A 26,349-nucleotide genomic window follows, 5' to 3' on the forward strand; every position below is an offset into this window, starting at 1 on the left:
CGGGCTGAGGCATCCACGGGGCCTGGTCAACTGGTATCTGCCGGCAGGCATGGTGTCATGGATTGCTTCACCCTGCGGGTTCGCAATGACGGGAAGGGAAAGGAGGGAGAATGGGGGTAACGTGGCGGTGTCGTGGCCGTTGTCAGCGAGGAAAATGGCCACCAAAACCGCGATACTGCATGAAGCGCTGCTGCCGGGCCCGTTCTTTCAGATCCTCGGCCGGCCCCTCGGGAAAGCGCTTGGCAAACGCCGTTTGCGCCAGCGCACTCCAGTCCCAGGCCGCATCCTGCAGCACCTGGTCGATCAGACTCTCGGCCACGCCACGCTGGCGCAATTCCTCACGCAGGCGCACTGGGCCATAGCCGCGCTGGCTGCGGGAATAGACGTAGGCTTCACAGAAACGCGCATCACTGAGCAGCCCCTCACTCTGCAGCCGCTCCAGCTCGATCTCCGCCATCTCGGCGGCTGCGCCACGCTGGCGCAGCTTGCGCAGCATTTCACCATAACAGTGTTCGCGCCGGGCCAGCAGGTCCAGAGCGGTCCGGCGGATGGCCGCCGGAGTATCCAGGCTGCGCTTGGCAAACATGCTTCAGGCGCCCGGCTCAGCCGTCGATATCGGCATTCTCTTCGACCGCTGCCGCGGTCTTGCTGCTCGGCTTGGGCAGCAGCTCGTCGCGAATGGCCTTCTCGATCTCGTCGGCAACCTCCGGGTTCTCCGCCAGGAACTTGGCCGCATTGGCCTTGCCCTGACCGATCTTGCTGCCCTTGTAGCTGTACCAGGCACCGGACTTCTCGATCTGGCCGATCTGTACACCCAGGTCGATGATCTCGGCATTGTGGTAGATACCGGTACCGTAGAGGATCTGGAACTCGGCCTGGCGGAATGGCGGCGCCACCTTGTTCTTCACTACCTTGACCCGGGTTTCGCTGCCGATCACCTCGTCACCTTCCTTCACCGCACCGGTGCGGCGAATGTCCAGACGTACCGAGGAGTAGAATTTCAGCGCGTTACCACCGGTGGTGGTTTCCGGGTTGCCGAACATCACACCGATCTTCATGCGGATCTGGTTGATGAAGATCACCAGGCAGTTGGCGTTCTTGATGTTGCCGGTGATCTTGCGCAGCGCCTGGGACATCAGGCGGGCCTGCACGCCGACGTGGTGGTCACCCATGTCACCCTCGATCTCGGCCTTGGGCACCAGGGCCGCCACCGAGTCGACGATGATCACGTCAACCGCATTGGAACGCACCAGCATGTCGGTGATCTCCAGCGCCTGCTCGCCGGTGTCGGGCTGAGATACCAGCAGGTCATCCACGTTCACGCCCAGCTTGCCGGCGTATTCCGGGTCCAGTGCGTGCTCGGCGTCGACGAAGGCGCAGGTGGCACCGTTCTTCTGCGCCTGGGCGATGACCGACAGGGTCAGTGTGGTCTTGCCGGACGACTCGGGGCCGTAGATCTCGACGATCCGACCCTTGGGCAGACCGCCCAGGCCCAGCGCGATGTCCAGCCCCAGCGAACCGGTGGAGATCGACGGGATCGCCTGGCGCTCGTGATCGCCCATGCGCATGACCGCGCCCTTGCCAAATTGACGTTCAATCTGACTCAAAGCCGCCGATAGCGCCTTTTTCTTGTTGTCGTCCATTGTGCATCCTCTTGGTATGGCGGGTACGCGAACGTCCCGGATAAGATTAAGTACTGTATATATGGTCAGTATTATTTCACAGTTGTCCGGGCGCGCCTACCCCCTCATGCAGCATTATGCCGAGCGGTTCACAGCCAGCTTCTCGGTCTCGGCGATCAGCCCCTGCAGGCCGTGCAGTACCGCTTGTGCGCGCACATCACGGCGGCTGCCCTGGATGCGTCGGCACTGGGTGAGCACACCCCGGTCACGCACCGCCCAGGCGAACCAGACGGTACCCACCGGTTTGTCCGGCGTGCCGCCGTCAGGCCCGGCGATACCGCTGACCGCCACCGCCAGATCCGCCCCGGCCGCCTCCATGGCACCCTCGGCCATGGCCCGAACCACCGGCTCGCTCACCGCGCCGAACTGCAGCAGATCCTCCTCGGACACGGCCACCCAGCGTACCTTGCTGTGATTGGCGTAGGTGACGAAACCGGTATCGAACCAGCCGGAGCTGCCGCTGACGCGGGTGATTGCCTCGGCAATACCGCCACCGGTACAGGATTCAGCCGTAGTGACCCGCAGCCCCAGCTGGCGCAGGGCATTGCCCAGGCGCGCGGCAGCGGAATCGATCAATGGGTCATATTGCGACATCTGCATCTCCTTCAGTATCTTGCTTAAAAGATGGCACCGCTTTGTTAGACTATGCCGCCTCTTGCACTATTCAGATTATCGAACCAGGAACCTCCATGAGCCGCGCCGAGAAATCCGTTACCCATACGCCGATGATGCAACAGTACTTCGGCATCAAGCAGCAGCACCCCGATCAGCTGCTGTTCTATCGGATGGGCGATTTCTACGAGTTGTTCCATGATGATGCAAAAAAAGCCGCACGTCTGCTGGATATCACCCTCACCGCCCGGGGCAACTCCGCAGGCCAGCCGATTCCCATGGCCGGCATCCCCTTCCATGCCGCCGAGGGCTATCTGGCCAAGCTGGTCAAGCTCGGCGAATCGGTAGTGATCTGCGAGCAGATCGGCGATCCGGCCACCAGCAAGGGGCCGGTCGAGCGGCAGGTAGTACGCATCCTGACCCCCGGCACGGTCAGCGATGAAGCGCTGCTGGATGAGCGACGCGACAACCTGCTGGCAGCACTGGTCGGCAGCGAACGGGCCTTCGGTCTGGCCACGCTGGACATCAACAGCGGCCGTTTCACCGCCATGGAGCTGAAAGGCTGGGAAACCCTGCTCGGCGAACTGGAGCGGCTGGCCCCGGCGGAGCTGCTGATCCCCGACGACTGGGAAGCCAATACGCCGATCGAGCGTCGCCGCTCGGTGCGCCGTCGCGCGCCCTGGGAGTTCGACCAGGACAGCGCGCACAAGGCGCTGACCCAGCAGTTCGGCACCAAGGATCTGGTCGGCTTCGGCTGCGCCGACCTGAGCCTCGGCCTCGGTGCAGCCGGAGCCCTGCTCGGTTACGCCAAGGAAACCCAGCGCACTGCCCTGCCCCACCTGCGCAGCATCGCCCAGGAGCGCTTCGAGGACAGCGTGGTGATCGACAGCGCCAGCCGGCGCAACCTGGAGATCGACTGCAACCTGGGTGGTGGCCGCGACAATACCCTGCTCGATGTGCTGGACCACACCGCCACCGCCATGGGTAGCCGCCTGCTGGCCCGCTGGCTGAACCGCCCGCTGCGCAGAATGGCGACCCTGCAGGCCCGCCAGGACAGCATCGCCGGGCTGATCGAAGACTACCATTACGAGACCATCCACCCGGTGCTCAAGGGCATCGGCGATATCGAGCGCATCCTGGCGCGGGTCGCCCTGCGCTCGGCCCGACCGCGGGATCTGGCGCGACTGCGCGACGCCCTGGCCGCGCTACCGGAACTGCAGAGCACCCTGGAGCCGGTGACCACCTCGCATATCCGCGAGCTGGCCGAGTCAGTGTCCACCTACCCGGAACTGGCGCAGTTGCTGCAGCGGGCGATCATCGACAACCCGCCAGCGGTGATCCGCGATGGCGGCGTGATCAAGGAAGGCTATGACAGCGAGCTGGACGAGCTGCAGAACATCAGCGAGAACGCCGGCCAGTACCTGATCGACCTGGAAACCCGCGAGCGCGAGCGTACCGGCCTGTCCACCCTGAAGGTCGGCTACAACCGCGTGCATGGCTATTTCATCGAGCTGTCGCGCGGCCAGTCGGCACAGGCTCCGGCCGACTATATCCGCCGGCAGACGCTCAAGGGCGCCGAGCGCTTCATCACCCCAGAACTCAAGGAGTTCGAGGACAAGGCGCTGTCGGCCCGCAGCCGCGCCCTGGCACGGGAAAAACAACTGTACGACGAGCTGCTCGATCGCCTCAACGAAGACCTGGCCCGCCTGCAGGACAGCGCCGCCGCGCTGGCACAGCTGGATGTGTTGAGCTGCCTGGCCGAACGCGCCATCAGCCTGGACTACTGCCGACCGCAGTTTGTCGCAGACAGCGGGCAGCTGTGCATCGAACAGGGCCGCCACCCGGTGGTGGAGAAGGTGCTCGACAGTCCCTTCGTCGCCAATGACCTGAGCCTCACTCCCGAAACCCGCATGCTGGTGATCACCGGTCCGAACATGGGCGGTAAGTCGACCTACATGCGCCAGACCGCGCTGATCGTGCTGCTGGCCCATATCGGCGCCTTCGTTCCGGCAGCCAGGGTCGAACTGTCCCCGGTCGACCGCATCTTCACCCGTATCGGCTCCAGCGACGACCTGGCCGGTGGCCGCTCGACCTTCATGGTCGAAATGAGCGAAACCGCCAACATCCTGCACAACGCCACCGATGCCAGCCTGGTGCTGATGGACGAGGTGGGGCGCGGCACCAGCACCTTCGACGGACTGTCACTGGCCTGGTCCGCCGCCGAATACCTGGCCAGGGTGCGTGCCTTCACCCTGTTCGCCACCCACTATTTCGAACTGACCGCCCTGGCCGACAGCGACCCGACCGTGGCCAACGTGCACCTGAACGCCACCGAGCACAATGAGCGCATCGTGTTCCTGCATACCGTACTGCCCGGCCCGGCCAGTCAGAGCTACGGTCTGCAGGTGGCGCAACTGGCCGGCGTGCCGCGGCCGGTGATCGAACGCGCGCGCCAGCACCTGGCCAACCTGGAACAGCAGAGCCTGAACCAGTCCTCGGCCAGCCATGCCGCCAGCAGCCAACCAGTGCAGAACGACCTGTTCGCCACCGCCGCCCATCCACTGGTGGAGGCCATGCAACAGCTCAAACCGGACGAGCTGACTCCCCGGCAGGCACTGGAACTGCTATATCAATGGAAAGCGGAACTGGCGTGAAACACCACAAATGATATTCATTATCATTAAACATGCTCAGATATGCCGCAAACGTGGTAAAAGTTGCATGCTCGCGCTGCACCAATATCGAAACATCTGGTAGAATGCGCGCCATCTTTGTGACGCGCCTTTCTGGGAGAGACCTGCCATGACCTTTGTTGTGACCGACAACTGCATCAAATGCAAGTACACCGATTGCGTTGAGGTCTGCCCTGTCGATTGTTTCTACGAAGGTCCGAACTTCCTGGTCATCCATCCGGACGAGTGCATCGACTGCGCCCTGTGCGAGCCCGAGTGCCCAGCCAACGCGATTTTTGCCGAAGATGAGCTGCCAGAAGATCAGCAAGGCTTCATCGAACTGAACGCCGAGCTGGCCGATGTGTGGCCGAACATCACCGAGAAGAAGGATGCCCTGCCCGACGCCGAGGAGTGGGATGGCGTGCCGGACAAGCTGGAGCATCTGGAGCGCTGAGTTCAGAAGTTTTCAGTGTGAATGAAAAAGGCTGACCCGCGGGTCAGCCTTTTTTGTGGCGCTTCATTTACAGGAGCGCTCAGCGCGAGCGTGGCATGCCCAGCCCGAACTGGGCAATCAGCTCACGCTGAATCTCGTTAGTACCCCCGCCGAAGGTCAGCGTGACGCAGGCACGCACATCGTACTCCAGTTCGCCCTGCAGAAAGGCTGCGGCGCTGCCCTCACGGACCAGTCCGTTGGCGCCTACCACTTCACTGAGCTTGCGCAGAATATCGACTACCGACTCGGAACCGAACACCTTGGTGGTCGAGGCCAGCGCCACGTCCATCTGTCCCTGGTCCAGACCAGCAGCGATGCGGAAGTTGATCAGACGCATCGCCTCGATCCGGGCATAGCACTCGGCAAGCAGGCTGCGCACCCAGGCCTGATCCATGGCGCGTCGTCCCTGTTCATCCTCGGCCCGGGCCCACAGGTAGACCTTGCGGAAGATACCCACCACCCGGTCCGACCAGGAGCCAAGCCCCAGCCGCTCATGGTTGAGCTGCGCAGTGACCAATTGCCAGCCCTTGTTCAACTCGCCTACCAGCATGTCCTTCGGTACCCTGACGTTGTCATAGTAGGTCGCTGCAGTCGGGTTGCTACAGGTGGGAATCAGCGTGTGTGAGAAGCCTTCGGCGTTGGTATCGACGATCATGATCGAAATACCCTTGTGCCGAGCCTCATCCGGGTTGGTGCGCGCCGCCAGCCAGATGTAGTCCGCCGAATGCGCACCGGAGGTCCACAGCTTGTTGCCGTTGACCACAAAATGATCCTCCTCCACTCGGGCCGAGGTTTTCAGCGTAGCCAGGTCGCTGCCGGCACCCGGCTCGGAATAGCCGATGGCGAAATGGATCTGGCCAGCAGCAATACCCGGCAGAAACTGCTCCTTCTGCGCCTGGGTACCGTGCGCCATCAACGCCGGCCCCACGGTACTGATGGTGACGAAGGGCAAGGGCGCACCCGCGATATTGGCCTCCTCGAAGAAGATCAGCTGCTCGGTCGCGCCGTAGCCCTGGCCACCGTATTCCTTCGGCCAGCCCACCGCCAGCCAGCCGTCCTGGCCCATCTGCCGGACCAGTCGGTTGGACGTCTCAGACCCCTCCGCACCGCGCAGTTCGCAGCGCAGTTCATCGGTCATCAGGTTGTTGAAGTAATCGCGCACTTCAAGGCGCAGTTTTTTCTGTTCCGCGGTCAGATCGACATACATGCTGCGCTCCTCAGGCCACGCCCAGAATCAGGCCGCTGGTCGGCACGCCGGTGCCGGCGGTAACCAGTACGTTTTCCACATTCGGCACCTGGTTCACCGAGCTGCCACGCACCTGGCGTACGCCTTCGGCGATACCGTTCATGCCATGGATATAGGCCTCACCCAGTTGCCCGCCGTGGGTGTTGATCGGCAGACGTCCGCCGCGCGCGTGATGGCCGGCACGGATGAATTCCTTGGCTTCGCCCCGGTCGCAGAAGCCGAACTCCTCCAGCTGCGGCAATACGAAGGGGGTGAAGTGGTCATAGATCACCGCGGTCTGAATCGCATCCGGGCCCAGGCCCGACTGGCGGTAGATCTCCTTGGCCACCACGCCCATCTCCGGCAGACCGGTGATGTCGTCGCGGTAGAAGGAAGTCATGCTCTGCTGACCTGCGGCAATCCCCTGGGACGCGCCCTTGATGATCACTGGTGTGTGCTGCAGATCACGCGCCCGCTCGACCGAGGTGATGACCATGGCCACTGCGCCGTCGGACTCCTGGCAGCAGTCGAGCAGGCGCAGCGGATCGCAGATCCAGCGCGAGTTCTGATGGTCTTCCAGCGTGATCGGCTTGCCGTAGAAGAATGCTGCCGGATTGGTTGCCGCGAAGTCGCGTACCGCTACCGCAATACGACCGAAGTCCTCGGTGGTTGCGCCATAGGTGTGCATGTAGCGACGAGCGAACATGCCCACCCAGGAGGCCGGGGTATGGAAGCCGTGGGGCATGTACCAGCCGTAGTTGACGTTGTCGAACAGCGGCGTATCGGCGAAGCCGTAGCTGCCGGTACCGAAGCGGTACCAAGAGCGCTCGTTCATCGCCCGGTACACCACCACGGTTTTCGCCACCCCGGTGGCCACCGCCATCGCTGCGTGCATCACCGGGCCGCAGGCGGCGCCGCCGCCATGCGGTACCTGGGAGAAGAATTTCACCTGCTCGCAGCCCAGCAATCGGGCAATCTCGTATTCCGGGACCTTGTCCACCGAGTAGGAGCTGAAGCCATCGACATCCTTGGGATCGATACCGGCATCGGCCAGCGCCGCCAGCGTCGCCTCCATCGCCAGGCGCAGTTCGGTACGACCGGAGTTCTTGGAAAACTCGGTGGCACCCAGGCCGGCAATCGCTGCCTTGCCGGAAAGCAATGCATCATTCATGTTCGCGTCTCCGTTATGCGGGCAGAACCAGGCTGACCGTACCGGCCGCGTGGTTACCCATGGAATTCTTGCCCTTGAGGGTGATGACCACTGACCGCTTGGCCTCGTCCCGCTCAGTCACTTCACCTGAGAAGGTCATGGTGTCGCCCGGGTAGTTGGGCACGCCCAGCTTGATGCGGATATCGCCGAAACTGACCAGCGGTCCGGCCCAGCCCTCGATGAAACGCTGCACCAGCGCGGTAGTGGTCAGGATGTTCATGAAGATGTGCGGCGAACCCAGCTCACGGGCGGCGTCGACATCATGGTGCCCGGGAAAGTAATCACGGGTGGCGATCGCACCGCCGTTGATCAGGGTCACGGTGACGGGAATCGCCAGCTCGGGCAGTTGCTCGCCGAGGCTGGTTTCAGCAAAGGTTCTGGTTTTCATCGAGGTCATATTTCCATCCAAGCTTGTCATTGTTGGCCAGCCAGTCACCGAGACGCTCGAGAGTGGCAGCGGAACCGCCCAGCACCAGGCTCAGGTAACGGCTCCAGTAGAGAAAACGGTGGATCGGATAGGTCAGGTCGACGCCGATACCGCCGTGCACATGCTGGGCCTTGTGGCCGATCAGGTGCGCGGCTTCGGTACCCAGGAAGCGGGTGGCGAAGGCTTCCGAGTCACTGGGCAGGCCACTGTCCAGCCGATAGCACAGCTGGTACAGCGAGGTGCGCAGGCCCTCGATGGCGACATGGCAATCCGCCATGCTCATCTGCACCGCCTGAAAGGTGCCAATCGCCCGACCGAACTGCTCGCGCTGGTTGACGTATTCCACGGTGCGCCGCACCTGTTCCTCACTGACGCCCAGCTGCAGCGCAGCCACCGCGGCAATCGCCCGCTGCTCGAGCCAGGGCAAGGCCGCAGCCGGCAACAGCTGCGCAGGCGCGACCAGCACATTGCGGCACAGCACATCGGCCACCGCCAGCCCGTGGTTGGCGACGCCTGCCACCAACTCCAGCCCTTCGCTGTGCGGGTCAAGCAGCACCAGGCGGGGGCCTTCTGCGGTCTCGACAGCCAGCAGCAGTTGGTTTGCCTGGGCAGCCACATCCACCGCATTGGCTCGGCCCTGCAGCAACAGACGGCCATCCTGTTCGGTCAGTCGCAGGCCCAGGCCATGACTGGACGCCATCCCCTGCAGGGAGAAACTCAGCAGCGCGCTACCGGCGGCAGCCTGTTCAATCAGCTGCCGCTGGCTATCGGCAGCGTATTCGGCCAGACAGGCCGCCGCCAGTTGGTGCTGCCACAGCGGCACCTGCCCCAGACCAGCGCCCTGAGCCTTGAGCACGCAATACAGATCCGTGAGGCCCATGCCGCTGCCACCGAAGGCTTCGGGAATGGCCAGCGCGTGCAGGCCGGTTTCGATGCAGGTCTGCCACAACGGCTGCATGAACGGCTGCGCATCCAGGTCGAACTCGCGCATGCGTTCATCGGTGCAGTAGTCGCGGAACACGCTATCCGCCATCTCGGCGATGGCGCGCTGGTCGTCACTCAATGAAAAATCCATGGCACGCCTCCTGTCAGCCCACCGGGCGGAATAGCGGCAGGGTCTGCCGGTCGTCGAAACGCTGGAATTCCACCTGCAGACGCTGGCCGATTTCCAGTTGATCCGGTTCGATACCCACCAGCCCGGCGATCAGGCGTACACCCTCATCCAGCTCGATAAGACCAATCGGATTGGGGTAGTCGAACGGGGGGACTTCCGGGTAGTGCATCACCACAAAGGAATACAGGCTGGCCTTGCCGCTGGCCTCCAGCGTGTCCCACTCGAAGCTGTGGCACTTGATGCACACAGGTGCCGGCGGATGGCGCAGGGTCTGGCAGTCGGCGCAACGCTGAATCAGCAGCTTGCCCTGCTCGCAACCCTCCCAGAAGAAGCGGCTGTCGTCACTCTTGCCCGGCAGCGGACGCTTGGCTTTGGGCGCCTCTTTTTTCGTCTCAACCGGTTTGGCCGCGTCGGGCCGTTGGGCCGGCTTGAACTTGAATACGCGGAATAGCTGGCGCCCCACCTCTTCATCGCTGGCGCCATTCTCCCCTTGGGAGAAGTAGGTCATCAGCACGGTAACGAAGAAACCGGTACCCAGCGGGGTGGTCTTCTCCTCGCTGACACTGTCCAGCTTGCTGGAGAAGTACAGCCGCTCACCGGCGACAATCGGTCGGTCGAAGTACAGGTCCGAGTTGACCGCCACCACCGCCGGATAGCCGTAGGGCTCGATGACCTTGAGCACCTCGAAGTTGTTCTCGGTGCTGGAGCCTTCGGGGAAATTCTCCTGATCCAGCCCACCCATGCCCCACACCTGCAGCATACCGGGCGGCGCGACCACATCCGCATGGCCCTGGGCACGAGCGAAATCCGGGTCGGTGTACAGCGGATTCTGGATACCCATGATCTCGCACCACTGCCGGATCATGGGCGCGTTCACCCGATCCCAGGCGTAGACACGGCCATATTCGCGTCCGACCATGGCCTGCACCTTGTCTATCAATTCTTGATCAGCCAAGTTCATCTCCTGATAGTTCTCTCGGACAATACCGGTAGCGGCATCATCGGGTTTCGTCACGCCTTGCCCGCGGTGGAGGCAGCCAGAAATGCCGGCCGTTCGCCGCCGCCGTGCAACAGCAGGTTGGTACCACTGAAATAGGCCGCCATCGGCGAGGCGGCATACAGACAGGCATTGGCGATGTCCTCCGGCTCACCCATGCGCCCGGCGGGGATGCCCGCGCCGACCGCAGCGATGCCGGCTTCGTCGCCATAATGCAGATGGGATTGCTCGGTACGGATCAGGCCGGGGCTGATGGTCAGTACCCTGACCTTGGGTCCCCACTCCACCGCCAGCGAGCTGGCCAGGGCCACCACACCGGCCTTGGCTGCGCCATAGGCGGCGGTACCCGGGGAGGGCCGCGACGCGCTGACCGAGCCGATGAAGATGATCACCCCGCCCTCGGCCTGCTGCTGCATCAGCTGATTGGCCTGCTGGGCGATATTCAGCGGTGCCAGCAGGTTCAGGCGGATGATGCTCTCGCTGAAGCGCGGCGAAGCGGTGGCGGCGTCGGCATGCGGGCTGCCACCGGCATTGTTGACCAGCACATCGAGACGACCGGCCTGCTGGTGAATCGCTGCGAATACCCCAGCCATGGCATCCACGTCACGCACATCCGCGGCAAGAAAACCTGCCTCGTTGCCTGCCGCCTGGGGCAATTGCTCGGGCGGCTGGCGACCGCAGACGAATACCTGGGCACCGGCAGCCAGGAACGCGCAGGCGATGCCGGCACCGATGCCCTTGGTGCCACCGGTGATCAGGACCACCTTGCCGCGGTAATCCAGTTGGCTGGGAAACTGCATACACCACCCCTCATTTGAAATCATGGCCTCACTCTATTTGCTCTGCCACCCCCGCCACTTCGTCTGAACGGACGATGAAGCACACCAGTGCCAGCCCAACAATCGACCTCGTTCCCTTTTTATCCGCATGCAAAGGCCCACCATGTCCCCATCCGATCTCTCCTGCGTCCTGCTCGATATGCCCGCACCAGGCGTGGCCAGACTCACATTGAACCGCCCGACGGTGACCAACGCCCTCAGCCTGGAGTTGCAGGCACTGCTGGCCGAGCAGTTCACCCAACTGGCCGCCGACCCGCAGGTTCGCTGCATCATCCTCACTGGCGGCGACAAGGTATTCGCCGCCGGTGGTGACATCTCCAGCATGGCCGGGGTCGGCCCAATCGATATCCTGCAACGGCACACCGAGCGCACCTGGGCGCCGATCCAGCACTGTCCCAAGCCGGTCATCGCCGCGGTGTGCGGTTATGCCTACGGTGGCGGCTGCGAACTGGCGATGCATGCCGACATCATCATCGCCGGGCGCGGCGCACGCTTCTCCCAGCCGGAAATCCGCATCGGCATCATGCCGGGTATCGGCGGCACCCAGCGGCTGGTACGCGCCGTCGGCAAGGCCAAGGCCATGCAGATGGCACTGACCGGGCGCCCGATCAGCGCCGAGGAAGCCCATATCGCCGGGCTGGTCAGCGAGGTAGTGGAAGATGACCTGGTACAGGCGACCGCACTGGAACAGGCCAGCCTGATCGCCGGCATGCCGCCCCTGGCGGCCGAGCAGATAAAGGAAGTGATCCTCGCCGGCATGGATGCCTCGCTCGAGGCTGCCCTGGCACTGGAACGCAAGGCCAACGCCCTGCTGTTTGCCTCGCAGGATCAGAAGGAAGGCATGCAGGCGTTCATCGAAAAGCGCCGACCGCATTTCACAGGTAACTGACAACAACGAAGAGGTGGATTCATGAGCGAGCTGTTTTCCCTTGAGGGGCAAGTGGCCCTGGTCACTGGCGCCGGACGCGGCATGGGCCTGGGCATCGCCGAAACCTTGGCGCGGCTGGGCGCGACCGTGGCGATCAATGACTTTTATCCCGAACGCGCCGAGGCGGCGGTGCAGCAGTTGACCGAGCAGGGTCTCAAGGCAATCGCCGCCCCGGCCGATGTGACTAACTACGAAGCCGTGCAGGGCATGGTGGCGGAAATCGAGGCACAGGTCGGCGGGATCGACATCTTCGTCTCCAATGCCGGCGTCCCGGTGGATGGCATGGGCTATCGCAAGTTCATCGAGTCATCCCGCGAGGACTGGACGCGTTTCGTCGACCTGAACATGTTCGGCTTGATGAACGCCTGCCACATCATCGTGCCCGGCATGATCGAGCGCGGTTATGGCCGCATCGTGGCCATCACCTCGGAGTCCTGGCGAGCGGGCTTGCCCATGGGCATCGCCGCCTACGCCGCCTCCAAGGCCGGCGCGGTCGGCTTTATCCGCCACCTGGCGGCGGAGACCGGGCGCAAGGGCATCACCGTCAACGCCCTGTCACTGGGTACCATGAACAACTGGGACTCCGACGAACTGGCGAAGAAGACCTGCTTCGTCCCGCGTGCCGGCTCACCCCAGGATGTTGGTGCCGGCGTGGCCTATTTCGCCTCGCGCGAAGCCAGCTGGGTCACCGGTCAGGTATTGCCGCTCAATGGCGGCAGCCTGACAGCCTGATTCCTGCTGAAACATAGAAGGGGCTGCAGTAGGCAGCCCCTTCATCTCAACGTCCCATGGCCCGTAATCGGTCCGGCGTAAACATGCTGGCCGGCATATCGCCCCTGTTCAGGATACCGGCACGCTCTCGCTCATTAGCCAGCGCGTAGCCTATATAGCCGCCACTATTCAGGTCATGGAAGAACGAGGTGCCGGACATCCAGGCACTGATATCCGGGTGGTAGTAATAGTTGAGGATGGCATGCTTCCACAGCACCCCCCGGCTGTCATAGTTATCCGCCATCACCGCATGCCAGGTATCCTCATCCAGATACAGCCGGCGCTTGCCATACAAATGCCGTGCACCGGCCTTGACCGTGGCTTCCAGCACCCAGACCCGGCGCAGCTCGTAACGCAGGAACTGTGGATCGGGATGATTGGGCTGCAGCAACTGGTCATAGCGCACCTCCTTGCCCTGCAGCTTATAGCCGTTGGCCGGAATATAGATTTCCTGCTTGCCGACCAGCTTCCAGTCGAAGCGATCAGGCGCGCCATTGAACAGACGATCCTCATCAATGGTCATCAGCCCGTTGCTGCCACCCAGGGGCTGGTCGTAGCCATAGCCCGGAGCCAGCCGCACCCGGCGCGTCCCGGTATTGTACGACCAGGCGGTACGCGCACCCTGGCGGTAGTTGTAGGGTTCATGAGCCAGGGAGATATTGCCACGCTCGGTCTGCGGTAACAGAGTCTCGGTAATGCAGTAGGCCGATACCGGATCGCTGGTACTGGAGCGCACGCCTGGACTCAGGTCGTTGGACGGCGACAAGCAGCGCCCCCGTGCCCTGCCCCAGCCAATCGAACCACTGGCGGTGACCGCGGCGATATCACGGATCTCGTCCTGGGTCCACTCACGGAAAGGCAGCTGATGGTTCCACAACACTTCCATGGCATTCTGCGGGATCGGGAAGGGAATGAAGCCCAGGCCACTGTAGCCCAGACCATCATCGACAATCTCGGCATTCAGAGCATTCCACTTGGCCCGCTCGCAGACCTCCTCGGGATAGGTAAATTCGCGCCGGCCTTCATACACTTGCATACGATAGCTATCGGGGTAGCGTTTGAACATCGCAAGCTGACCCTCGGTCAGATGCTGGGCGTACTGCTCGACGTTCTGCGCAGTGATGATCAACCTCGGCTGGTCAGCGGCGTAGGGATCGATCGGATGGGCACCACTGTGTGGTTCGGCATTCCAGCCCGGTACCTCACCGACATACAACCCCTTGTACTCGGGAATGGTCCCATCGGCATTACCGGCGCGCTCGGCACCGACACAGGTCAGGTCCCGTCCCAGGCGTTCGGCCTGCTCCGCCGTCACGGCTGCCTGGGCAGCATGGGTGGCCGTCAAGCCCAGGGCAACAGCCAGCGCTAATGCTATATTGTGTTTTCTCATTATTGTTCTCTCTCTATGACACTGTCCGCTGCCAATCAGAACGGATACTTGGCTGAAAACGTAAGGAAATCACGGTCGGACATATCCCTTCCTCTGGCCGGGTCCGCCGAGGACAGGAACGCGGTATAGGTGGTTTCCAGCTGTAGCTTGCCCAGGTAGGTGAAGCTGGCACCCACCGACAGGCGCTTGTCGCCCTTGCCACCGGATAGCGCACCCTGGATGGGCGTATTGCCGGCCACCACATGGGACCAGTTGACCGGTACATCCATATCCCAACCGGAAAACACTCCCGGGTAGGACAGCACCCCTACCAGCGTATAGGCCGTGCTGGAGCGGGTCTGCCAGCCGTCCTCGCCCTTGAAGGTGAAGTCCTTGCTGCCATTCATCCGGTCCACACTGTTGGCCCGAACATGCACCAGCTCACCGAGTAATATAGTGGAGTTGGCCCAGGGCATGTCCCCCAGTGCATGCATGAAACTGGCCTGTATCTGCTGACCCGAGCCACGGGTTACATCGCCGCTTTCCAGCTGGATCGGCACACCGGTGCGATAGGACCATTCACCGCTGACCTGAGTATCGCCAACGCTGGTGGACATGCTCATACCGGTCAGCTTGATATCCTCGAAGATCTCGATCTGGAAGTGCTCGAAGGTATCATCGAAGGAGAAAGTCGCCGGGTTGCGGTCGTGATAGCGCACATGGAAAAAACCCAGCTCGGTGGCGGGTACCGGCCGGTACATGGCGCGTATACCATACTGACCGCCGGAACGTGGCTCGTTGGTTCCGGCATACAACACCTTGTGATCCGGCCAGCCGGGAGCGGTGGGAATGCGCAGCATTTCCCGACCAGGGCCGGTGACATCGGAGCTGGACATATAAGCACCGACCGGATTCAGTTCGTTGCCCTTCCACTCATATTGTGTGTAGGCCGACAAGCCCAGTGACGGGCTGACCTCCCAGTTAGCCGACACCTGCCCCACTGGCAACAGGATATCCTTGACCTCGATGCCCGGCAGGTCCGCATTGACCACGTTGACCGAGCCCTGCACGCCGTTCACCCCAGGGTAGAATACCCCCTCCCCCCAGGCCACCACATGGCGTCCGGCCTTGAGATTGAGACGCTGCTCGTTGGCCAGGTCAAAGTCGCCGAACACATAGGCATCCAGGAAGCGGCTCCTCCCCCCGGCATACTTCCTGGCATCGCTGGTGAACCGGTCGTGGGCTCCTTCCTTGCTGACCGTTCCAGGGGAATTGTTATCATTCTTGCGATGATAGACATCATCATAAAAAGTACTGCCACGCAGCACTGCACCATAGTTGTCCTTTTGCCAAACCAATTCGCCCAGCGCCGTGAGCCGGTGACTGGTCAGACTGTGGCGCTTGAAGTTGTGGTTGCCGTCATCGGCGTTGGCATCACTGAGCAGCTTGGCATCCTGCCCGCGCATCCGTATACCCAACCCGTAGGTGGTGACCACCGACCAATCCAGGGTGGAGCCATCATTGAAGCTGATGGTTTCACCGGCGTGTGCCGGGCTGGACATGGCACTCGCTACCGCCAGGGCCAATGCGCCGGGCACCATTCTCAGCACTTTTCGGTAATTATTATTCTTGTATCCCATACCGTCCCCACTATATGAGTCAATTGCGTATTATTGTTGTTAGTTGCACAGGGCAGTTCTCAACCTTCGAACAGCTAACTGTTAACTCTCCCTGCGCCGTTACCCATCAGCTTGTATACAACCCTCCCTTCACGACTCTTTCATCCAGAATAAAGTTAGCTCCGGTCGCCTCGGCAAAGGCCGCAACATAAGCTTCGGCATCCAGGCAGATCTCTGGGCTGAGCAGCCCCTGACCGGTTATCTCTCCGCGGATATAAGCCTCCAGAACCAGCCGTGCGCAGGTCGGCGTCGGGTCGGCAGACCCTGCTTCCTCAGCACTGGTCGGCAGCTTTATGTGGTATTCCATGACGCTGGTGATCTCAGCATCGTCGCGCTGGCCTAGCACTTCGATGCGAAACGCTACACTGCGCGGCGCTGTGGACAGGTCCACCGCCAGAGCCTCAGCCGCTACCGAGCTGGAGAAGTACTGCGCCATGAACTGCATGGGAGAAATACCCAGGCCCTCGATCTTGTCGGTGGCAGCAAAGCCCAGATCGATAAAGGAGCGCCAGATCTGGTTACCGCGGTCGGGGAAGAAGCCGATGCGGTTACTGACCTCCTGCACCCCCTTGATGTAATGCGGCAGGGTGATGGTTTCACCATGCCCGATCAGGTATGCGCCCATTTCCCCGAATGGCGCCTTGTACTCCACATCCCGGCGTCCGCTCCAGCCCGGCTTGAGGCAATACTGGCCCTGCTCGAACTGGGTGACGCCGCCACTGGTGATATGCAGCATATGGTCGACCACTGCAGGTGACAGCGATTGCGGCGAGAACGGCACGACGGTGGAGAGGTGAATGGCATGGGTCTGGTCCAGCCGGTCGGCCAGCAACCGGGCCACCACGTTGGTCAATCCGGGGGTGGAGCCGCAGCCGATGATGATGCGGATACCGGCGGCCAGTGCCCGTGCGTGGTAGTCGCCCTTGAGCAACAGTGCCTCGGCCACATCGTGGTCATCGTTGATGTCGATATAGTCGACCCGGTTACGCAGCGCGGCCTCGACCACCGGCAGCGCGCTGCGGTAGAAGGGCCCAACCGCATTGAACACCAGTTGCACGCCATCGAGGGCGGCATCCAGCTGCTGCGGCTGGTTGATATCGACGCGCATGGCCCGCGCCGCCGAGCCGACTTCAGTCGCCAGTGCCGTGGCGGTATCGGCGTTGATATCGGCAATGACATATTCCACATCGGGATTGCCCGCCACTAATTGCCTGGCGACATTCGCGCCGACATTCCCGCAACCCAGCAATAGAATTTTCATGATTTTTCCCATTATTGTTTTAACTTGTCGCCGAGTACCCGGCAGATAGTTGCATCCCGCAACCGTTCTCTACCGGGTAAACAGCACTGAAGCAGCAGACAGCTACAACCCAGGCAAGGGAGTAAAGTCGAGAACACGATAACCAAGCGTCCAGACCGCCCACCAGTACCAGGCGGTACTGCGGTAACCAATAAGGTTGCAGATAAAAAGCAGTGAAAAGAGGCAATAACAACAGGGCCGCACAAACAGCGGAAGGAGTTAATAAATGGGGTATTTCAAAGAAAACTACTGCAGTAACGGAAAACTTCTGAATACCAGCCTGACAAGGTCGCTCTGTCCTCTTATACCCAGCTTGGCATAGATGTTTTTCGAGTAGTTACGCGCAGCCGACACGGCCACCTGCAGCTTATCCGCCGCGTCGGCCAGCGAACAACCAGCGGCCAACTGCATGGCCAGCCGCCCTTCCTGGGGTGTCAGGCCGAACAGCTGCGAAATGGCCGCACAGGCTTTGTCCGCATCGCTCATTTCCCCGACCCACAGGCCGCCGAACTCGGCGATATAGACTATGATACTGGGCACCCGCTTGCCCTGGAAGGTCGGCTCCAACACCGTGGGTGCTACCAGTACACCGAGAAAGCCCTGCCCTGGCGAGTTGAGGTTCAATAGGCTTTTGCCCGAGCCGACGGTAGGCGCCCGGGTGCGCGCCAGCAATGCCCGCTCCACCGCCCGCATCAGCTCGGACTGGGCGGCGGCCTCCCTGAACAGCAGGCGATCACTGATGCGTACCGCGTCATAACCATTGATGATCTCCGCCGCTGCCCGGTTCAGGCTGATCACCCGCGCCTCATCGTCCAGCAGCACACAGCCCAGGTGCATGTGGTTGAGACTGCTCTCGAAGATGCTGCGCTCAAGCATACACTGCTGCAACCGCACATACAGGCCAAGCGCCCTCGCCAGGTGTGGCAACAGTTGTTCGAACAGCTCCGCAGTTTGCTGTTCGAACAGGACGCTGCTGTTATCCGCCCCCTTGACTACATCCAGCCAACAGGACATGACCCTGTCAGGATCGGAAAAGCCCGCCCGGAACGCACCCTGAATACCAAGGCTGCGAATATAGGCCAAGCCTTCATCGCCGAGAAAGGCAGGTTCGGAGGTCAGCCCGGCACCCTTGATCTGTTGCTCGGGGTACAGCGTCTGCTCACCATCCAGATAGGTACGACAGACCCGCTCAACTTCCAGCCAGTCAATCGTGTCATCCGGCGCCACCGCACTGACATGCACATCACCCATCAGTTTCGGCGAATGGTGCAGGGTGATGAACACCGCCTTGGCCCCCAGCAACTGACGCACCCTGTCCACCAGTGACTGCCAGGGTGGCGATTCGTTGATACCCTCGTATATCAGTGCAGTTAGATCCAGCAATCGCTCTGATCCACCCACGGCTGTCCCGCTCATCCCCTCTCCCCTCGCCCACAGTGCATATCTGTCACCTTGACCGTGTCGGTACGTCCAGGCAACAAGCCAATCAGCGGCAATGCCAGCACGGTGCAGGCAGCACATAGCAACAAGGCAGGCGCATAGGATTGAGTAACATCCAGCAGATAGCCAACCAGCCAGGGGCTGAACGCTGAGCCTACCCCGGCGATCAGACTGCCGATACCCAGCAGAGCGCCGAAGTGCCGCTCTCCGACCATCCTGGCCATCAGCATCGGCGAGAACTGGTTGACCAGGTTGAAGGTAGCTCCCCAGCCCAGGGCGAAAACCGTGATGGCGACATACCCTACCCAGCCAGCGGACACCGACAACAATGCCAGAATACCGATGACGCCGGCAATATTGACTACCAACAGGATCCCCCTTGCATCCCAGCGGGTGCTGAGAAAGCCGAAGACAAAATGACCAATCAGCGCACAGATGCTGGTTACCGAAAACACCCCTGCCGCCTGCGCTGGGGTATAGCCGGTGTGAATCAGGTAAGGCACGACGTTGATGAAGATCCCCAGCACACTGAAGGTCAGAAGTATCTGCATACCCACCCAGAACCAGAAGCCTGGTAGCCGGAGGGCGGCAGCAAGCGGCGCCCCGGCCAACTCAACAGCACGCATGCCCTGTTCGCCAATAGCCGTCTGTTGGGGCAAGCGCGCCAGCCACAACAGCACCGGAACCACGATCAACAGCATCATCGCGCTGATCAGTTTCATTGCGCCATGCCACTGATGCTGCTCCATTACCCATGTCAGAAAAGGCGGGAAGCAGATCGCCCCCAGTGACCCACCGGACAATACCAGCCCCACCGCCAGCCCCTGACGCGGCAACGCGACCCAACGCAGCACCACGGCAATAGCCGGGACGTAGGTGGATATGCCGATACCAACCCCGCTGATCGCTACCCACATTGCCAGACTGCCGATATCCTGACTGAGCGCAGCGAGAAAATACCCGGCGCTCGCCAGGGTGGCGCCAGTGACCATGACCAGACGCGGTCCGAGCCGATCCAGCAACCAGCCGCCCACGGGCATCGCCAGGGTCATACTGAGCATGAAGAACGATGGAATATTCGCCACTTGCTCATTACTTGCGGCAAAAGCCTGCATCAATGGCATAGTGAATACACCGAAGGAACTCAGAGTCGAGCCAAACAATATACCCAGTGTCATCGCCATACCGGCAACCACACACCAGGCCTGGCGTTGATCCGGCATCAGATCACCCCCAGCCGCTGCGCCAGTCGCGCTGCCGGGATAAGCAGCTTGCGCACCAGCAGCTCGTGCTTGCCGGCAAAGCTGACCGCTTGCGGACGCTGCACCGGAAACGACAGGCTGGCCAGATCATCGGCGGCCAGCGCCTCACCCAGCAGCTTGCCGAGCAGCGGTGCCATGACGTTACCCCAGGCATTGAAGTGCATCAGGCCATATACCCCCGGCTGCACTTCATATATCCCTGGGAACTGTTGATCACGCATCGCTACTCGCCCGGTCCAGTAGGCCTGCAGCTCCAGCGGAAAGGCGCTGGCCTCGGGCCAGGTGCGATGAATCCATCGTAGGTGCTGCCGGAAATGCCAGGCCGCATCGTGCGGGCGCCGGGCACTGGGTATCGAAGCGGTAACCAACCGGTGCTGCTCATCGATAACCAGCGGATGCAGGTCCATTGGCACCTGGGCCAACGTCTGGCGTCCGGGCATGATGATCTCGCGCAGCGGCTCGGGTAACGGCGCCGTAGCCAGCGCATAGGCAGTCAACGGGTAATAGCAGTTGGTGAAGGCCGGCACTATGTTGGTGGGATAGGCATTGGTACAGAATATGACCCTTGCAGCTGTCACCTCCCCCCTGGCGGTGATCACCTTCCAGCGCTGCCCGACCGGTTGAATAGCAAGCGCCTCAGTATCGCCGTATACCCTGGCACCATGGCCGACTGCGGCATTGGTCAGGCCATTGCTGAACAACCAGGGGTTGATACGCCCACCGGAGGCATACAGCACGCCATGAGGGTAGCGCGCCGAGCCGGTCATACTCCGCATCTCCTCCGCACCCAACTCGTATATCTGCTGGCGGCCCTGCCAGTGGCGCATGCTGGCGTTGAAACGCTGTAACTGGGTGGGCGTCTGCATCGCATTCAGATAGCCGGACTGCACGGCATCGCAGTCGATTGCGTATTCACGTGCCAGCTGAAACGGCAAAGTGTGCCACTCATCGAACAGTGACAGAAAACGCCTCCCCCGGTCCGGAAAGCGCTCGAACACCTGAAGATTGCGCAACGTCGGCAAGACATGACCCGCGTTACGGCCAGATGCACCCCAGCCGGGCTGCCGCGCCTCAAGCACCACCACTGCAACCCCCTGCCTGGCCAGATGCAGTGCAAGACTGCTGCCGGCCAGCCCCGCGCCAATCACCACGTGGTCGGTGTCCAGTGACTCCTCCAGTGAGGGCCAACACTTGACCTGCCTGCCGGTCAGGGTCCAGCCGCTGTGATGAATACCGATATCACCGCTGCCCCAGCCTTCTCGGCCCGCTTGCTTGTTCTCCAATACAGTATTACTGGCAGCTATCACGCACCAGCCTCCGGTTTTCTTATTGTCGGGAGTAGCATGGTGACCGTCCAACAATACGGCAATCACCATGACATTGAACATACGTGGAAGACCAGCGACGCAGCCAGTGCCAAATGGCATCGGCCCAGCCAGTTGGGCAGGAACGGAAAACAGAGATGATAAAAGACAGCGGGGCACCGCCCTCACTGACAGATACCAGCGAAACCGATATCCATCTGTGTGCGAGCGAGCCCCGCAATACTGCTGACGCTCAGACGAGCCTTGTTCAGCGACCGGCGCGGCGGGCAGCCTCAGGACCGAAATCACGGGACGACAGCCCGCCCTGGTTGAGGAGATAGCCCCTGGGCTGCTCGTTGACCAGGTTGAACGCCAGGTGGCTGCGCGCCTGCAGATCGTGGTACAGACCCGCACCCGCCTGCCAGGTCTGGGCTTCCGGCGCGTAGTAGTAGTTGACCATCGAGGTGCGCCACAGACCGCCACGGGCGTCGTAGTTGTCCCCCATGACCATCAGCCAGCTATCCTCGTCCACGTACATGTGCCGCTTGGTGTACAGGTGCCGGTAGTTGTCCTTGATGTTGGCTTCCAGCACCCATACCCGCCTCAGCTCGTAGCGCATGTACTCGGGGTTGACATGGCCGGGTGTCAGCAGGTCTTCATATTTGACCTCCGGCGAGTGGATGCGATAGGCGTTGGCCGGTACGTACATCTCCTGCTTGCCGACGATCTTCCAGTTGTAGCGCTGGCCCGAGCCGTTGAAGATCCGCACCTCGTCCACGGTGATGGTGCCGCCGGAGCCGGGGAACTGCATGTCAAAACCGTATTCCGGCGACTGGCGCACGCGGCGGGTACCCGGGTCGTAGCGCCAGCTCTGGCGCGGCTCCTTGGTATGGTCGAAGAACTCGATGCCGGTGTTGATTTCACCCCGGTCGCGCTGGGGCAGCAGCGTCTCGTTGCGGTAATAGGACGAGGCCCCCGTGGTGGTGCCGATCTTGCCCGGCTCCAGTGGCGGCGCCAGGTTCTTTGATGCCACCTGGCCCCAGGTGATGCGGCCGTTGCTCAGCACATAGGCGTTATCCGATACCAGTTCCTCGGTCCAGGGGCGGTAGGTGAAGAAGGACGAGGTCCACATCAGCTCGAGGCCGGTTTTCGGGAAGGGGAACAGGATGCCGCCGGTGGTGGCCTCGACCCCCTCGCCATCGCTGACCAGCCTGGCCGACTTGGCATTCTGCAGGGTCGCCTCGCAGACGCTGTCCGGGAAGCGGAAGTCCCGGCGGGTTTCATATACCGGAATGGCAAAGGTGTCCGGATAGGCCTCGAACAGGGCCTTCTGACCCGCCGACAGGCGCTCGGCATGCTCGGCCATGTTCGCTGCGGTAATGGTGAACAGCGGCTTGTCATCGGGATAGGGGTCTACCGGATGCTGGCCGGGAATCGGCGCTTCCATGTGATCCGGCACGCCCAGCCATTTGCCGGTCCACTCGGTGATGCTGCCGTCGGCGTTGCCGGCCTTTTCGGCGCCCACGCAGGTAAGGTCCTTACCCAGGCGGGCGATTTCTTCGGGCGTGGCCGCAGCCTGCGCCAGCCCCGCACCGAGCAGCATGTTGGCGGCAACCACGGCCGCGCCCAGAGGTTTGATCATGCGCATGCAGTTAGCTCCCTCAGAATGTGTACTTGACGTTGAATGACAGGTAGTCGCGGTCGGCCATCAGGCGGCCGTGCTCGACGTCCGGCGAAGACAGGTAGTTGACCCAGGTGGTGCCGACCTCGAAGTTGCCCATGTAGCTGAAGTCCGCGCCCAGCGTCAGGGTCTTCTCATCACGGCCCAGGCCCTGGTAGGCGCTGCCGTCGAGGTTTTGCTGCCAGGTGCCCGACAGCGCCAGGTCCCAGCCGGTGAAGATGCTCGGGTAATCGAGAATCACGCTGAAGCCGGCCAGAGTGCTGGAGCGGGTCTGGGTGCCGTAGGTGTAGTCGTCGTCGGTGGAAATCACCCCGCCGGCGTCCATATAGAGCGTGTCGACGTCCATGATGCGCTGATTGACCACCTCACCCATCACCGTGGTCTGGTTGGCCAGGCTGTTGGGACCCATCATGTAGACGAAGTTGGCGCTGGTCATCAGCAGCTCACCGGTAGTCGGCGCACCGCCGGCCAGCACCACGGGTGCGTCCTGGCGCAGGCTGATATCCGAGCCGATCTGCACATCGCCCACCTTGGAGGTCAGGCTCAGGCCGGTCAGCTTGATGTCCTCGAAATAACCGAACTTGATCACCGGGCCGGCGGCATCCAGGTGGTCGATGCTGTCCAGCGACGAGTAACGGGTGGTGCCGGTCATGTCCAGGAACATGGAGGCCACGCGGTCGTGGTAGCGGTAGTGGTAGAGGCCGACTTCGGTGTTGAAATCGATGTTCCAGCGCACCCCCAGACCCCACTGGCCTGAGTCGCGCGGATCGCGGTCACCGGCACTGGCCACCACGGCGCCATCCGGCAGGCTGTCGATCACGCCCGGAGCAAAGCGCATGAACTGCGCGCCGGGGCCGAAGAAGTCGGTGGTGCTGAAGAAGTCACCCACCGGGTTGAGGCGGGTCTTTTCCCACTCCAGCTGGTAGAAGCCGGTGAACGCCAGGCGATCATTCAGCGCATAGGTGAAGGAGAACTGGTTGACCGGCAGGTAGGCATCCTTGGCTTCGGTGCCCGGTACGTTGAACTTGGTGGCATCCACCGGGGCCTGGCCCTGGCTGATGTTGGTCCAGAACAGGCTCTCGCCCCAGGCCACCAGGTGGCGACCCAGGTTCATCGACAGGTACTGTTCCTCGCCGATCGGCCAGTTGCCGTAGACATAGGCATCAAGCAACTGGAAGCGGCTGCCGCTCTCGCTGCGGGTCTTGCTGATGAAGTGCTGCTCAGCGCCGCCCTGGCCTACCAGGCGGTTGACAGTGGCGGCGGAGTCGTTGTCGTTGGTGCTCTTGTACACATCGTCGTAGAAGTGACTGGCGCGCAGCACCGCCCCGTAGTTGTCCTTGGTGGCGAGAATTTCGCCGAACAGGCTGACCCGGTTGTTCACCGGTGCATAACGGTCGAAGTTGCGGGTGCCGTCATCGTTGTTCAGTGCTTCCAGGTAGCGGCTGTCAGGGCTGCGGGTCCGGAAGGAATAGGTGTAGTTGGCGGTAATCTGCGAGTCGATGCTCAGTCCGTTACTGAAATCCAGCGAGGGCAAGGCGGAGGCCGTCGGACTGCTCAAGGCAAGCGCGACGGCCGTGGCCAGGGGCGAACTTCGCACTGCAAGGCGCGCGAGAGGGGTTTTCTTGTTATTCACTGTCTGCTCCTGATGTTGTTGTTCGCACAGTGGTTGCGAACCTGAAGTATCAGAATGCCAACAGCGAACCGCATACCTCATACAGAGTATGAAGCGCTTTCTTCCTCCTGCAGCTGGCGGGCCAGCAGCAACTTGTCCACCTTGTTCGAAGCGTTGGTGGGCAACTGGTCAAAGAACTCCACCCGCCGCGGCACCTTGTAGTTGGCCATCCGCTCCCGGCTCCAGGCGATCAGCGCCGGTGCGTCCAGGGCCTCGCCCTGGCGCAGCACCACGCAGGCGCAGCCAACCTCGCCCATACGCTCATCCGGCACGCCCAGCACCGCCACCTGGGCGATGGCCGGATGCTCGCTCAGGGCCGCCTCGATCTCCGCCGGGTAGCAGTTGAAGCCGCCGACGATGAACATGTCCTTGAGCCGGCCGGTGATGCGCAGGTTGCCCTGCTCGTCCAGGCTGCCGATGTCGCCGGTGTGCAGCCAGCCCTGCTCATCAAAGGTGCTGCGGGTGGCCTCGGGGTCGCCGAAATAGCCCTGCATCAGGTGGAAGCCACGCAGGCAGATCTCGCCGTTGTGCCCCGCTGCTACCGGCTGTCCCTGCGGGTCGAGGATCGCCAGCTCGGTACCGGGAATCGGCCGGCCGCTGGTGCCGGCAATGATCTCGGCCGAATCGTCCGGGTCGCAGATGGTGGCCAGCCCACCGCATTCGGTCAGGCCATAGGCGGTGGTGACCACCGCGCAGCCCAGCCCCTTGCGGATGCGCTGGATGAGCACCGGCGGGATGGTCGAGGCGCCGGTCACCGCCACCCGCAGGCTGGACAGGTCCTTGCGCCCCAGCTCGGGGTGATCGAGCATCGACAGGTACAGGGTCGGCGGCCCGGGCAGCACGGTGATGCGCTCCTCGGCCACCCGCCGGAACACCTCGTCGGCGTCGAATACCGGCTGCGGCAGGATGGTCGCCCCGCCAAGCAGGCAGGTCAGCCAGCCTGCCTTGTAGCCGAAGGAATGGAAGAACGGATTGACGATCAGGTAGCGATCCCCGGGCACCAGCCCGATGATCCGTACATATTCATTGAAGGCGCGCAGGGACGGGCCATGGGCACACATGACACCCTTGGACTTGCCGGTGGTGCCCGAGGTGAACAGCAGGTCCGACAGGTCCGTGGGGGCAATCGACCGGGCACTGGCCAGCGCCTGCTCCAGCGGCACCTCATTGGCTGCGGCAAGAAAGTCCGCCAGACTCTGGTCACCCGCCCGCTGCGGCTCGGCATCCAGTACCACCAGGCGCTCGAGGGTCGCCGGGCGGTGCTGGTTGAGCATCGCCGGGTAATCGGTACCGAGGAACTGCCCCTGCACGAAGGCCAGCCGGGCACCACTGCGGGCCACTATGTCCGCCGCTTCGGCGCCCTTCATGCGGGTATTGAGCGGCACCAGCACCGCCCCGGCGGCCTGCAGGCCGACCGCCAGCACCACCCAGTCAATGCTGTTGGGCGCCCAGATCACTACCCGGTCGCCCTGGGTGATGCCGGCTGCCAGCAGCGCCCGGGTCACTCGCAGCATGTGCTCGGGCAGCTCGGCGTAGCTGATCCGCCGCTCACCGTCTTCCAGCGCCAGGCGCTGGCCATGGCGTTCGGCCGCTTCCAGCACCAGCGCCGGGATGGACGCGGGCAGATCTTCAAAGCTCGGGAATACACTGGCCATGACTCGTTGTCTCACTT

Annotated in this window: 22 protein-coding genes; 4 read left to right on the top strand and 18 right to left on the bottom strand. The window is 62.3% G+C overall.

All coding sequences use genetic code 11. The features are described 5' to 3' along the window. Nucleotides 1-142: 142 nt before the first annotated feature. From CQ007_RS03660 to CQ007_RS03670, 3 genes are all read right to left on the bottom strand, one after another. Nucleotides 143-586 (bottom strand): regulatory protein RecX, encoded by a 444-nt coding sequence (locus CQ007_RS03660; RefSeq protein ID WP_105643560.1) that lies wholly within the window; start codon nucleotides 584-586, stop codon nucleotides 143-145. Nucleotides 587-602: 16 nt separating this feature from the next. Next, a complete protein-coding gene (gene recA, locus CQ007_RS03665; RefSeq protein WP_105643561.1) occupies nucleotides 603-1,643 on the bottom strand; it encodes a recombinase RecA in 1,041 nt (346 codons plus the stop codon). Nucleotides 1,644-1,757: 114 nt separating this feature from the next. Then, nucleotides 1,758-2,276: a CinA family protein gene (locus CQ007_RS03670; protein ID WP_105643562.1), complete on the bottom strand. Its 519-nt coding sequence runs from the start codon at nucleotides 2,274-2,276 to the stop codon at nucleotides 1,758-1,760. Between the two features lie 95 nt (nucleotides 2,277-2,371). On the opposite strand from CQ007_RS03670, the gene mutS reads away from it, so the two are divergent. Continuing rightward, nucleotides 2,372-4,948, top strand: coding sequence for a DNA mismatch repair protein MutS (mutS, locus tag CQ007_RS03675; protein ID WP_256582192.1), 2,577 nt, complete (start codon nucleotides 2,372-2,374; stop codon nucleotides 4,946-4,948). A gap of 148 nt (nucleotides 4,949-5,096) precedes the next feature. After that, on the top strand, nucleotides 5,097-5,420 hold the full coding sequence (fdxA, locus tag CQ007_RS03680) for a ferredoxin FdxA (protein ID WP_105643563.1): 324 nt from the start codon (nucleotides 5,097-5,099) through the stop codon (nucleotides 5,418-5,420). Nucleotides 5,421-5,499: 79 nt separating this feature from the next. On the opposite strand, the gene CQ007_RS03685 is transcribed toward fdxA, so the two are convergent. Genes CQ007_RS03685 through CQ007_RS03710 form a run of 6 tightly spaced genes read right to left on the bottom strand, consistent with a single transcriptional unit; the run spans nucleotide 5,500 to nucleotide 11,232 of the window. Beyond that, nucleotides 5,500-6,666, bottom strand: a complete 1,167-nt coding sequence (locus CQ007_RS03685) for an acyl-CoA dehydrogenase family protein (RefSeq protein WP_105643564.1) — start codon at nucleotides 6,664-6,666, stop codon at nucleotides 5,500-5,502. A 10-nt stretch (nucleotides 6,667-6,676) separates the two neighbouring features. Next, a complete protein-coding gene (locus tag CQ007_RS03690) occupies nucleotides 6,677-7,855 on the bottom strand; it encodes a lipid-transfer protein (protein ID WP_105643565.1) in 1,179 nt (392 codons plus the stop codon). Nucleotides 7,856-7,868: 13 nt separating this feature from the next. After that, a complete protein-coding gene (locus tag CQ007_RS03695) occupies nucleotides 7,869-8,291 on the bottom strand; it encodes a MaoC family dehydratase (RefSeq protein WP_105643566.1) in 423 nt (140 codons plus the stop codon). After that, the gene (locus CQ007_RS03700; RefSeq protein ID WP_105643567.1) at nucleotides 8,260-9,396 is read right to left on the bottom strand and encodes an acyl-CoA dehydrogenase family protein; all 1,137 of its coding nucleotides are present in this window, start codon (nucleotides 9,394-9,396) and stop codon (nucleotides 8,260-8,262) included. Before CQ007_RS03700 ends, CQ007_RS03695 begins: the two co-directional genes overlap by 32 nt. 13 nt (nucleotides 9,397-9,409) lie before the next feature. After that, nucleotides 9,410-10,390, bottom strand: coding sequence for a bifunctional MaoC family dehydratase N-terminal/OB-fold nucleic acid binding domain-containing protein (locus CQ007_RS03705; RefSeq protein ID WP_177424269.1), 981 nt, complete (start codon nucleotides 10,388-10,390; stop codon nucleotides 9,410-9,412). 56 nt (nucleotides 10,391-10,446) lie between these two features. After that, entirely contained in the window at nucleotides 10,447-11,232 is a 786-nt protein-coding gene (locus tag CQ007_RS03710; RefSeq protein WP_105643569.1) for an SDR family oxidoreductase, read from the bottom strand. A 142-nt stretch (nucleotides 11,233-11,374) separates the two neighbouring features. Here CQ007_RS03710 and CQ007_RS03715 point away from each other — a divergent pair, with 142 nt between their 5' ends. After that, the gene (locus CQ007_RS03715) at nucleotides 11,375-12,160 is read left to right on the top strand and encodes an enoyl-CoA hydratase (protein ID WP_105643570.1); all 786 of its coding nucleotides are present in this window, start codon (nucleotides 11,375-11,377) and stop codon (nucleotides 12,158-12,160) included. A 21-nt stretch (nucleotides 12,161-12,181) separates the two neighbouring features. Further along, nucleotides 12,182-12,931: an SDR family NAD(P)-dependent oxidoreductase gene (locus tag CQ007_RS03720; RefSeq protein WP_105643571.1), complete on the top strand. Its 750-nt coding sequence runs from the start codon at nucleotides 12,182-12,184 to the stop codon at nucleotides 12,929-12,931. Between the two features lie 46 nt (nucleotides 12,932-12,977). Here the strand turns inward: CQ007_RS03720 and CQ007_RS03725 are convergent, their stop codons facing one another. The 9 genes from CQ007_RS03725 to CQ007_RS03765 all read right to left on the bottom strand — a co-directional run bounded on the left by CQ007_RS03725 (nucleotide 12,978) and on the right by CQ007_RS03765 (nucleotide 26,332). Further along, on the bottom strand, nucleotides 12,978-14,360 hold the full coding sequence (locus tag CQ007_RS03725; RefSeq protein WP_105643572.1) for a DUF1329 domain-containing protein: 1,383 nt from the start codon (nucleotides 14,358-14,360) through the stop codon (nucleotides 12,978-12,980). A gap of 35 nt (nucleotides 14,361-14,395) precedes the next feature. Then, nucleotides 14,396-15,979 carry a DUF1302 domain-containing protein gene (locus CQ007_RS03730; RefSeq protein WP_105643573.1) on the bottom strand — a complete coding sequence of 528 codons (1,584 nt, stop codon included), beginning with the start codon at nucleotides 15,977-15,979 and terminating at the stop codon, nucleotides 14,396-14,398. Between the two features lie 106 nt (nucleotides 15,980-16,085). Further along, nucleotides 16,086-17,279: a saccharopine dehydrogenase family protein gene (locus tag CQ007_RS03735; protein ID WP_158256717.1), complete on the bottom strand. Its 1,194-nt coding sequence runs from the start codon at nucleotides 17,277-17,279 to the stop codon at nucleotides 16,086-16,088. 285 nt (nucleotides 17,280-17,564) lie between these two features. Next, a complete protein-coding gene (locus CQ007_RS03740; RefSeq protein WP_146114537.1) occupies nucleotides 17,565-18,734 on the bottom strand; it encodes a helix-turn-helix transcriptional regulator in 1,170 nt (389 codons plus the stop codon). Then, nucleotides 18,731-19,981 carry an MFS transporter gene (locus CQ007_RS03745; RefSeq protein ID WP_105643576.1) on the bottom strand — a complete coding sequence of 417 codons (1,251 nt, stop codon included), beginning with the start codon at nucleotides 19,979-19,981 and terminating at the stop codon, nucleotides 18,731-18,733. The genes CQ007_RS03740 and CQ007_RS03745 overlap by 4 nt, the downstream gene beginning before the upstream one ends. Continuing rightward, nucleotides 19,981-21,327, bottom strand: a complete 1,347-nt coding sequence (locus tag CQ007_RS03750) for an FAD-binding oxidoreductase (RefSeq protein WP_158256718.1) — start codon at nucleotides 21,325-21,327, stop codon at nucleotides 19,981-19,983. The genes CQ007_RS03745 and CQ007_RS03750 overlap by 1 nt, the downstream gene beginning before the upstream one ends. A 265-nt stretch (nucleotides 21,328-21,592) precedes the next feature. Further along, nucleotides 21,593-22,972, bottom strand: coding sequence for a DUF1329 domain-containing protein (locus tag CQ007_RS03755; protein WP_105643578.1), 1,380 nt, complete (start codon nucleotides 22,970-22,972; stop codon nucleotides 21,593-21,595). 13 nt (nucleotides 22,973-22,985) lie between these two features. Then, nucleotides 22,986-24,638 (bottom strand): DUF1302 domain-containing protein, encoded by a 1,653-nt coding sequence (locus CQ007_RS03760; protein ID WP_371919789.1) that lies wholly within the window; start codon nucleotides 24,636-24,638, stop codon nucleotides 22,986-22,988. A 77-nt stretch (nucleotides 24,639-24,715) separates the two neighbouring features. After that, complete coding sequence (locus CQ007_RS03765) at nucleotides 24,716-26,332, bottom strand: FadD3 family acyl-CoA ligase (RefSeq protein ID WP_105643580.1); 1,617 nt, start codon at nucleotides 26,330-26,332, stop codon at nucleotides 24,716-24,718. Between the last annotated feature and the right edge of the window lie 17 nt (nucleotides 26,333-26,349).

It is taken from the genome of Pseudomonas sp. MYb185 (assembly GCF_002979975.1).
Lineage (GTDB): Bacteria > Pseudomonadota > Gammaproteobacteria > Pseudomonadales > Pseudomonadaceae > Halopseudomonas.

Bases quoted from the DNA above. Each gene is read 5' to 3' on its own strand.
- CQ007_RS03660 (WP_105643560.1), bottom strand. From the start codon at position 586: ATGTTTGCCAAGCGCAGCCTGGATACTCCGGCGGCCATCCGCCGGACC.
- recA (WP_105643561.1), bottom strand. From the start codon at position 1,643: ATGGACGACAACAAGAAAAAGGCGCTATCGGCGGCTTTGAGTCAGATT.
- CQ007_RS03670 (WP_105643562.1), bottom strand. From the start codon at position 2,276: ATGTCGCAATATGACCCATTGATCGATTCCGCTGCCGCGCGCCTGGGC.
- mutS (WP_256582192.1), top strand. From the start codon at position 2,372: ATGAGCCGCGCCGAGAAATCCGTTACCCATACGCCGATGATGCAACAG.
- fdxA (WP_105643563.1), top strand. From the start codon at position 5,097: ATGACCTTTGTTGTGACCGACAACTGCATCAAATGCAAGTACACCGAT.
- CQ007_RS03685 (WP_105643564.1), bottom strand. From the start codon at position 6,666: ATGTATGTCGATCTGACCGCGGAACAGAAAAAACTGCGCCTTGAAGTG.
- CQ007_RS03690 (WP_105643565.1), bottom strand. From the start codon at position 7,855: ATGAATGATGCATTGCTTTCCGGCAAGGCAGCGATTGCCGGCCTGGGT.
- CQ007_RS03695 (WP_105643566.1), bottom strand. From the start codon at position 8,291: ATGACCTCGATGAAAACCAGAACCTTTGCTGAAACCAGCCTCGGCGAG.
- CQ007_RS03700 (WP_105643567.1), bottom strand. From the start codon at position 9,396: ATGGATTTTTCATTGAGTGACGACCAGCGCGCCATCGCCGAGATGGCG.
- CQ007_RS03710 (WP_105643569.1), bottom strand. From the start codon at position 11,232: ATGCAGTTTCCCAGCCAACTGGATTACCGCGGCAAGGTGGTCCTGATC.
- CQ007_RS03715 (WP_105643570.1), top strand. From the start codon at position 11,375: ATGTCCCCATCCGATCTCTCCTGCGTCCTGCTCGATATGCCCGCACCA.
- CQ007_RS03720 (WP_105643571.1), top strand. From the start codon at position 12,182: ATGAGCGAGCTGTTTTCCCTTGAGGGGCAAGTGGCCCTGGTCACTGGC.
- CQ007_RS03725 (WP_105643572.1), bottom strand. From the start codon at position 14,360: ATGAGAAAACACAATATAGCATTAGCGCTGGCTGTTGCCCTGGGCTTG.
- CQ007_RS03730 (WP_105643573.1), bottom strand. From the start codon at position 15,979: ATGGGATACAAGAATAATAATTACCGAAAAGTGCTGAGAATGGTGCCC.
- CQ007_RS03735 (WP_158256717.1), bottom strand. From the start codon at position 17,279: ATGAAAATTCTATTGCTGGGTTGCGGGAATGTCGGCGCGAATGTCGCC.
- CQ007_RS03740 (WP_146114537.1), bottom strand. From the start codon at position 18,734: ATGAGCGGGACAGCCGTGGGTGGATCAGAGCGATTGCTGGATCTAACT.
- CQ007_RS03745 (WP_105643576.1), bottom strand. From the start codon at position 19,981: ATGCCGGATCAACGCCAGGCCTGGTGTGTGGTTGCCGGTATGGCGATG.
- CQ007_RS03755 (WP_105643578.1), bottom strand. From the start codon at position 22,972: ATGCGCATGATCAAACCTCTGGGCGCGGCCGTGGTTGCCGCCAACATG.
- CQ007_RS03765 (WP_105643580.1), bottom strand. From the start codon at position 26,332: ATGGCCAGTGTATTCCCGAGCTTTGAAGATCTGCCCGCGTCCATCCCG.